At 50.9% G+C, this 7,938-nt stretch carries 10 protein-coding genes; 5 read left to right on the top strand and 5 right to left on the bottom strand.

Going from position 1 to position 7,938, the window contains the following annotated elements:
• The first annotated feature begins 235 nt into the window (after window positions 1–235).
• From EFO84_RS02935 to EFO84_RS02925, 3 genes are read left to right on the top strand one after another with little or no spacing between them, the layout of a single operon-like run.
• The gene (locus EFO84_RS02935; protein ID WP_127346573.1) at window positions 236–553 is read left to right on the top strand and encodes a hypothetical protein; all 318 of its coding nucleotides are present in this window, start codon (window positions 236–238) and stop codon (window positions 551–553) included.
• A gap of 39 nt (window positions 554–592) precedes the next feature.
• A complete protein-coding gene (locus EFO84_RS02930; RefSeq protein WP_127346572.1) occupies window positions 593–1,018 on the top strand; it encodes a copper chaperone PCu(A)C in 426 nt (141 codons plus the stop codon).
• Window positions 1,019–1,029: 11 nt separating this feature from the next.
• Complete coding sequence (locus EFO84_RS02925) at window positions 1,030–1,779, top strand: TIGR04219 family outer membrane beta-barrel protein (RefSeq protein ID WP_127346571.1); 750 nt, start codon at window positions 1,030–1,032, stop codon at window positions 1,777–1,779.
• Here EFO84_RS02925 and EFO84_RS02920 read toward each other — a convergent pair.
• The 5 genes from EFO84_RS02920 to EFO84_RS02900 are packed head-to-tail and all read right to left on the bottom strand — an operon-like array spanning window position 1,776 to window position 5,804.
• On the bottom strand, window positions 1,776–2,270 hold the full coding sequence (locus EFO84_RS02920; RefSeq protein WP_127346570.1) for a DUF3299 domain-containing protein: 495 nt from the start codon (window positions 2,268–2,270) through the stop codon (window positions 1,776–1,778). The genes EFO84_RS02925 and EFO84_RS02920 overlap by 4 nt on opposite strands.
• Entirely contained in the window at window positions 2,267–3,535 is a 1,269-nt protein-coding gene (locus tag EFO84_RS02915; protein WP_127346569.1) for an ABC transporter permease, read from the bottom strand. Before EFO84_RS02915 ends, EFO84_RS02920 begins: the two co-directional genes overlap by 4 nt.
• A complete protein-coding gene (locus EFO84_RS02910) occupies window positions 3,528–4,238 on the bottom strand; it encodes an ABC transporter ATP-binding protein (protein WP_127346568.1) in 711 nt (236 codons plus the stop codon). Before EFO84_RS02910 ends, EFO84_RS02915 begins: the two co-directional genes overlap by 8 nt.
• Window positions 4,239–4,243: 5 nt before the next feature.
• Entirely contained in the window at window positions 4,244–4,774 is a 531-nt protein-coding gene (gene ppa / locus EFO84_RS02905) for an inorganic diphosphatase (RefSeq protein ID WP_127346567.1), read from the bottom strand.
• 52 nt (window positions 4,775–4,826) lie between these two features.
• Window positions 4,827–5,804, bottom strand: coding sequence for a class 1 fructose-bisphosphatase (locus tag EFO84_RS02900; RefSeq protein ID WP_127346566.1), 978 nt, complete (start codon window positions 5,802–5,804; stop codon window positions 4,827–4,829).
• A gap of 161 nt (window positions 5,805–5,965) precedes the next feature.
• On the opposite strand from EFO84_RS02900, the gene mpl reads away from it, so the two are divergent.
• On the top strand, window positions 5,966–7,324 hold the full coding sequence (gene mpl / locus EFO84_RS02895) for a UDP-N-acetylmuramate:L-alanyl-gamma-D-glutamyl-meso-diaminopimelate ligase (RefSeq protein WP_127346565.1): 1,359 nt from the start codon (window positions 5,966–5,968) through the stop codon (window positions 7,322–7,324).
• Window positions 7,321–7,938, top strand: coding sequence for a flavin prenyltransferase UbiX (locus tag EFO84_RS02890; RefSeq protein WP_127346564.1), 618 nt, complete (start codon window positions 7,321–7,323; stop codon window positions 7,936–7,938). Before mpl ends, EFO84_RS02890 begins: the two co-directional genes overlap by 4 nt.

Here is a 7,938-nt window from a genome sequence, read left to right as displayed (position 1 = left end):
AGGACATCGCCAGGCACCTATTCCGAACAAGCCCCAGCCTAACCGCTGGGGCTTTTTCTTTGGTGCTCTTCTTTTCTCAGGCAAAAATGTTTTGATGCAAAAAGCGCTATTAATTAGTAGTTTTCACCATCGCCGCTTATTCGATTCGGCCATATAAAACCAATAAAAACAGTACGTTAATAGTTGGCACGGTTCTTGTATATATCTAGATAAAGCAACTAACTGGAGTTTTATCATGACAAAAGAATCAAAAAATACAATCTGGTGGGTGGTTGGTATCGTGCTGGCGTTGGTGCTATTTGGCGACGTGATTTTCGCTATCTTAGGCTCAATTCTTGGCACTATTCTAGCCATTGGTATCACTGGCATCGTGTTGTTTGCGGTTGCCGCTGCGGCTTTTGCCTTAGTGGTTGTGGTTGGTGGTAGTGTCGCTCTTGCTACTGGTGTGGCGCTTTTTGCCGTAGCTATTGCCGCATTAGGTACATTATGGCCGTTTATAATTCTTGGCTTGATTGTGTATTTAATGGTGCGTAAGCGTCCACAGGCAGTGTAAACTGATGGCACCTGAACAGTGTGCCATGAGGATGTTTACATGCGTTTTACCATAGCCGTTGGGTTGGCTACCTTATTGTTTGCTAATCTAGCTCATGCCGTTGACGTAGATATTAGTAATGTTTGGTTACGTGAAACCATTCCTGGCGCTGAAAATGGCGCCGCTTATTTCACCATGACCAATCAACAGGCCGAAGTGATTCGCTTAGTGGGTGCAACAACGAGCGCCGCGCGCGCGGTAGAGGTTCATGAACACGTCATGCGTGATGGTATGTTGCGCATGCGCCGTGTACTAGCCCTTGAAGTTGCGCCAGATGCTACCGTTGAGCTCAAGCCAGGCAGCTATCATTTGATGATGTTTGGCCTAGTCGCTCCATTAGTGGTCGGTGACCAGATTGAATTCACCCTCAATTTCGATAATGGCGACACCAAGACCATTATCGGTGAAGTACGACCCATTCAATAAGGTAATAGGCTATGAAAAAGACTCTAACAGCGTTACTGATGACATCCGCTATACTGCCTTTTGCCGCCAGCGCTGATACCGTTTTTGGTGTTTATGCCGGTGGACAATATTGGCACACCGACACCAGTGGTAGCTTTGCTGATAGCAATAATTTACGAAAATTCGATTTCTCTAGCGATCAGCAATCTAGTCTCTATATCTCAGTGGAGCATCCAATCCCGCTGATTCCGAATATCAAAGTACGTCACAATCAGCTTGAAGCCAATGGTATGACAACCTTGGCCAGTGACTTTAGCTTTGCCAACCAAAGCTGGAGCGCCGGTAGTTCGGTGCAAACACTTATTGACCTCACGCATACCGATTTCACCTTGTATTATGAAATCCTTGATAATGATCTAACCGCATTGGATTTGGGCGTTACTGCCAAGCGTGTCGAAGGCTTATTAGCCGTGCGCGATGTCAATCAAAGTGCTGAGCTAGCTGGAGATGGTTGGGTACCCACGCTGTATGCGCATGGTCGTTTCGGTATTCCAGCCACAGATTTTACCATCTATGCATTAGCCAATGCGGTCAGCATTGATGACAATAGCATTCGTGACATGGAAGCGGGCCTTGAATATCGACTGGTGGAAAACCTTGCCGTAGATATCAATTTACAGCTCGGCTATCGCTCAGTCACCATCGAGCTCGATGACTTAGATGGTATTTATTCTGATTTGCGCTTCAAAGGCCCGTATTTGGGGTTAGAAATTCACTTCTAGTAATATGGGGTGACGGTAACGGCTTCCAGTTGGTAGCCGACTACCGCCACCTGTCCTTCTGCACGTTCTACCTTGATAGTGCCCTCTACCCATACCGCATCGAAGGTATGCTCATAGGGCACCCCTTGCGGAAAGCGCACTAAGATAATTTGATTAGGCGGCGGTGGTGGTACGTGAATACAGGCGCCAAAGTAAGGAACTAGTAGAAATTCGGTGACCTTTTCAGCATCGCCCTCGAGTTGCACCACATAGCCGGGAATTTTAATGCGCTTGCCATCGAGACTCGCCACCATAGGTGCATCGAGCTCAGGTTGCATGGCTAAATCAGGGTTATTCTCATAGAACGCCTGGCTGCGCACCGGTGGTGGTTTATAGCCTTCAGGCACCAGTTCCTTCCATTGCGTTTCAACATAATCGTTGGCATCAGCTACCGCTACGCCAGTGCTCAAAACCAGCAGGGCAGTCAGAATTAAGGACTTCAAATACATCATAATTTTACCGATAATCCGTCGGCCAGCGCGAGCCGATAGGCGCGCCACGCAGGCACTAAGCTAAGAAACAGAGCAGCTACTAGAATAGCAGCTATTAGCCGCCATTCTGCCGCAGTAAGACCAGTTGCGGATAAGCTGAGACCAAACCACTGCTGTAACAGTTCGCCCCCCAGGCCAATCACGCCAAATAATCCAGCCACCGCGAGCACTAAACCGGCACTGGTGAGAACTAACGCTTCACTGACCAGCAAACTAAAAATCTGCACTGGACCCGCGCCAATAGCACGCAAAATGGCCATTTCGCGGCGCCGCTCACGCAGACTGGCTAACAATGTGGTGAGCATGCCAATCAGGCCGGTAATAACCACCAACACAGAGATACTAAAGAGAGCCCGCTCAAATACCTGCATAGTGCGCCAGAACTCTTGCAGCGCTACGCCGGGGATGATTGCGGTCATAGGTTCGGCGCGGTAAGTATTGATGTCACGCTGCAACCGCAGTGCCAGTGGTTTACTTTGCAAGCCGAGCAGCACCGCACTGAGGGTGTAAACCGGTGGCTCTGCATGCTCATCATCATGATTATGATCATGGTGATTATGCCCATGGTCGCCGCTTTCAACGCTTGCGGGGATATATTCACCATGCACCAAGCCCAGCCCTTCTAAGGCAATATAGAGCGCTTGGTCCACCGGCGTACCGGTGCGTTGTAAAATGCCACTGACCACAAATGGATGATCATCATGCTGGCTAAAACTGGGACCGCCCGAACCATGGGCAACCGTGACCGGGTCACCTACACGCAAGCCTAATTGTACAGCGACCTCAGCGCCGACCACTAGCTGCTGTTCATTGGCAAACATCGCGCCATCAGCAAAACTTAGTGGTTGCTGCTGGCCATAGCGGAAGAACTCAAAGTAGTCGCCCGTGGTAGCTACCACCGGGAAACCGCGTACGCTATCGCCCATGGCTAAGGGGATAGACCAAGCAACACCGGGCAGGGATTTCAAATGTTGGTAGCTATCCCAGCTGATGGTGCTGGTTAAATTACCGATATGGAACACGCTGCTCAACAATAATTGAGTAGAGCCAGTGCGCCCACCAACAATCAAGTCGGTGGCTGAAATAGTATTCGCGAAATTGTTTTGCGTTTGTGTTTTAAGCCGCTCCACGCCTAGCAGCAATAAGCTACTGACGGCGATCGCCAGTACCGTTAACCAGGCACTAACGCGACGATTCCATAAGCTCGCACAGGCCAGTTTAAACATGCTTGGCCTCGCGCTGCACGGCGTTGATCGCGGTAAATTCGATCACTCGCGCAAAATGTTTGGCGAGCGTGGCATCGTGGGTGACAAACAATAATGTTGATTGCTGCGCTGCACATTGTTCGAACAGAACCTCAATAAAGGCATCACGATGAGCCTGATCAAGTGCTGAGGTTGGTTCGTCGGCAATAATTAATGCTGGTGCGCCCAGTAATGCCCGAGCAGCGGCAACACGTTGTTGTTGGCCGACACTGAGTTGCTGCGCATGCAGTTGCTGTTCGGCAGTGCTCAGGCCTAATCGCGTTAACAGCGCCGCACTCGCTTGGTCGACTGAAAGACCCTGTTGTTGCAGCCGTTGCCGACGGGCTGGAGCAAACTGGCAGGCCAGTGCTACGTTAGCCACGGCGGATAGATAAGGAAGTAGATTAAACTGCTGAAAAATATAACCTATCTCGTTGGCGCGTAGACGGTCACGTTGACGCTGATTGAGCGCAGTAAGTGGCTGATTTAGCACCTGTAGCTGACCTTCAGTTGGGCAATGAATACCCGCAATTAAACTCAACAAGGTCGATTTGCCGCAACCACTCGGGCCACGCAACAGTACTTGCTCACCACGCTGAATGCTGAGCTGCGGAATGTCCAAGGTGTGATGTTGAGCGCCCGGCCACCTGAAACGTACATGCTCCAGAGTGATACAGGCGCTCATCAGAGTTATTTACCCTGAGCGCGGTCGAATGATGACTGGATTTCGTGCTTTGCAGCAGCGATATCGCCCCAGCCTTCTACTTTCACCCATTTGCCTTTCTCCAGCTCTTTGTAGCGCTCGAAGAAATGGGTAATTTGCGCTTTAAGCAATTCTGGTAAGTCGTTGACGTTTTGAATGTGATCGTATTCTTTGGTCAATTTGCTGATTGGCACAGCGATGACTTTGGCGTCTTCACCTTTTTCATCAGTCATCAGCAATACGCCCACTGGACGACAGGTAATGACTGAGCCAGCTTGCAACGGGTACGGCGTAGGCACTAGCACGTCAACTGGATCGCCGTCGAGTGACAGGGTATCGTTGACGTAGCCGTAGTTGCACGGATAGAACATTGGCGTTGACATAAAACGGTCAACCCATAGGGCGCCAGTATCTTTGTCGACTTCATATTTGATCGGGTCAGCATTGGCTGGGATCTCAATGATCACGTTTACTTCGTCAGGAAGCTTGTTCCCGGCACTTACGTCTTTTAAGCTCATAACAATTCCTGTTTAAAGGTCAAAAATCTGCCCGCTAGTATACTCGTTTACGTTACTTTTGCGAAGATTCTAGGTAGTTTAAGCAGCTCTTCACTTCGTCCGCTGAGCCCAGAATAACGCTGATGCGCTGATGGATATCGGTGGGCTGAATAGTCATTATTCGTTGGCTTTCTGTATAGGCTAAGCCGCCGGCTTGTTCCACCAGCCATGCCATTGGATTCCCTTCGTACATCAAGCGCAGTTTGTACGGTTTATCAGCTGAGCGACCATCCCATGGATAGGCAAACAGCCCGCCGCGGCATAATACCCGATGCACATCGGCAACCATAGCGGCGACCCAACGCATATTGAAGTTTTTGCCCCGCGGCCCCTCGACACCTTGCAATAGATCATCGACGTAGCGACGCATGCCATCTTGCCAATGCCGATAATTCGACATGTTGATGGCAAACTCACGGGTGCTTGGTTCAATGGTCACTTGGTCGTCGGTCAGCAAAAACTCGCCAACGGTTTGGTCCAAGGTAAACATCCGCACGCCATGGCCGGTGGTCAGCACTAACATGGTGGATGGCCCGTACAGCACATAACCGGCGGCGACTTGATGATTGCCCGGCTGTAAGAACATATCGGCTTCACCGCTGGCGTTGGCAGGTACCGGCAATACCGAGAAAATCGTGCCTACCACGCTATTGATATCAATATTCGAGCTACCATCGAGTGGATCAAAAGCCACCAGATACTTACCCTGTAGGTTGCCATTGACGATACCATCTTCTTCTTCCGAGGCGACGGCGCGGACAAAATCGCTTTCGAGCAAAATGTCTTTCAGCAATTGGTTGGCAAGTACATCCAATTTCTTCTGTGTTTCGCCCTGAATATTCTCGTCTAGAGTGGAACCGAGCACGCCGGCCATTTCGCCTTGACTGAGGCGGTAAGCGATTTCTTTTGCACAGATTTGTAGTGAGTGCAGAACCGAGATCAGAGCGGCGTCGACATTGTCTTTGCGCAGAGTCGGAATAAGGCGTTGCATGAATTCCTCGCACGATTGCTGGTGTTGCGGATAGGGGCTAATAAAACGCCGCTAAGTTTAACGCATTTTTAGCCAAATTACCCGCACCACATCGCATCCAAATTGATCAGCATGCTACACTAAGCCATTGCTCGATCAGCGGCTTTGGGAACAACCAATTCATGCATATTCATATTCTTGGTATTTGTGGCACCTTTATGGGCGGTATTGCCGCCATTGCAAAGGCGCTAGGGCATCATGTCACTGGCAGCGATGCCCAGGTCTATCCGCCCATGAGCGATCAGCTGCGGCAACTCGGCATTACCCTGATTGAGGGCTATGACCCGCAGCAGCTGGAACCGCGTCCCGACTTGGTGATCATTGGTAATGCCATGAGCCGCGGTAACCCAGCCGTTGAAGCGGTGTTAAGTCAGCGTATTCCGTACACCTCAGGGGCGCAATGGCTGCATGATGCGGTACTGCAGCATAAATGGGTGCTGGCGGTAGCCGGTACCCATGGCAAAACCACCACCGCGAGTATGTTGACCTGGATCATTGACTACGCGGGGCTGCGGCCGAGCTTTTTGGTGGGTGGCGTGCTGGCTAACTTTGCCGAATCAGCGCGATTGACCGACAGCGACTTTTTTGTCATCGAAGCGGACGAATACGATACGGCATTCTTCGATAAGCGTTCCAAATTCGTACACTATTGCCCAACAACCCTGATCCTCAATAATCTTGAGTTCGATCATGCTGACATTTTCAGCGATCTTGCAGCGATTCAGCGGCAATTCCATCATTTAATGCGTGTGGTACCTAAGCATGGCAGGGTCTTCAGTCCAGCCTATGATCAGGCTCTCAATCAAGTACTACAACAGGGTTGTTGGAGTGAACATGTGGCGGTAGGTGGTGATACCGAATGGGAAGCACAGCTGCTCGATCAAGCAGGCTCAGCCTTTACGGTGTATCATCAACGGCAACGCAGTGGCGAGGTGAATTGGTCGTTGATTGGTGAGCATAACGTCGATAACGCGCTGATGGCGATTGCCGCAGCGCATCATGTCGGGGTGTCCATTGCCACCAGTTGTGAGGCGCTCGGGCATTTTAAAAATACGCGTCGGCGTATGGAATTGCGCGGCGAGGTGGGGCAGATACGGGTGTATGACGACTTTGCTCACCACCCAACAGCTATTGCCACCACACTTGCTGGTTTGCGCGCCAAGGTTGGCCAACAGCGAATTTGGGCGGTACTAGAGCCACGTTCAAATACCATGAAGCTTGGTGTGCATGCGGATCAACTTGCCAGCGCCCTTGCTGCCGCCGATCAGGTGCTGATGTTACAGCCGCAGGGTTTAACTTGGTCGGCGGCTGATTATCTGCCGCAAGCGCAGGTGTTTCAGTCGGTCAGCGATATTTTAGCCCACTTAGCCGCGCAGCTGCAGCCACAGGATCACGTACTGATTATGAGTAACGGTGGCTTTGACAACATTCACAACCGCTTGCTACAGCAGCTGTCAGCCACCACGGAGTCTTCGTCATGAATTCAGCCATTACCTTAGCCATTACCGGCGCTTCTGGTGCGCCCTATGCGGTGCGCTTATTGGAATGTTTATTGGCTCAGCAACAACAGGTGCATGTGTTGTTATCCAGTGCCGCCCGGGTGGTGTTTGCCACTGAGCTGAATTGGCAATTGCCGGCCAGCCCACAGGCCACTGCGTTAGCTTTACAGGAGCGTTTTCAGGTCAGCGCGGAACAGTTGCAAGTGTATGGCAAAGAGCAGTGGTTTGCCCCGGTCGCTTCGGGTTCTGCGGCGCCGAAAAAAATGGTGGTGTGCCCATGTTCAACAGGTACGCTGTCAGCCATTGCCAACGGTGCCAGCGATAACCTGATTGAACGCGCTGCCGATGTGGTGATCAAGGAGCGTGGCCAGCTGATTTTACTGCCGCGTGAAATGCCGCTGTCAGCGATTCACTTAGAAAATATGCTAAAATTAGCGCGTCTTGGCGTGACCATCATGCCAGCCGCACCGGGTTTTTATCATCAGCCACAAACTATCGACGACCTGATCGATTTTGTGGTGGCTCGCATATTAGACCATCTCGGCCTAAAGCAAACCATTCAACCGCAATGGGGTTACGGACAGGAGTCGTCATAA

It is taken from the genome of Pseudidiomarina mangrovi (assembly GCF_003999375.1).
GTDB lineage: Bacteria > Pseudomonadota > Gammaproteobacteria > Enterobacterales > Alteromonadaceae > Pseudidiomarina > Pseudidiomarina mangrovi.
Note: the sequence above shows the minus strand (reverse complement) of the source record. Positions and strands in the feature narration are given on the sequence as shown.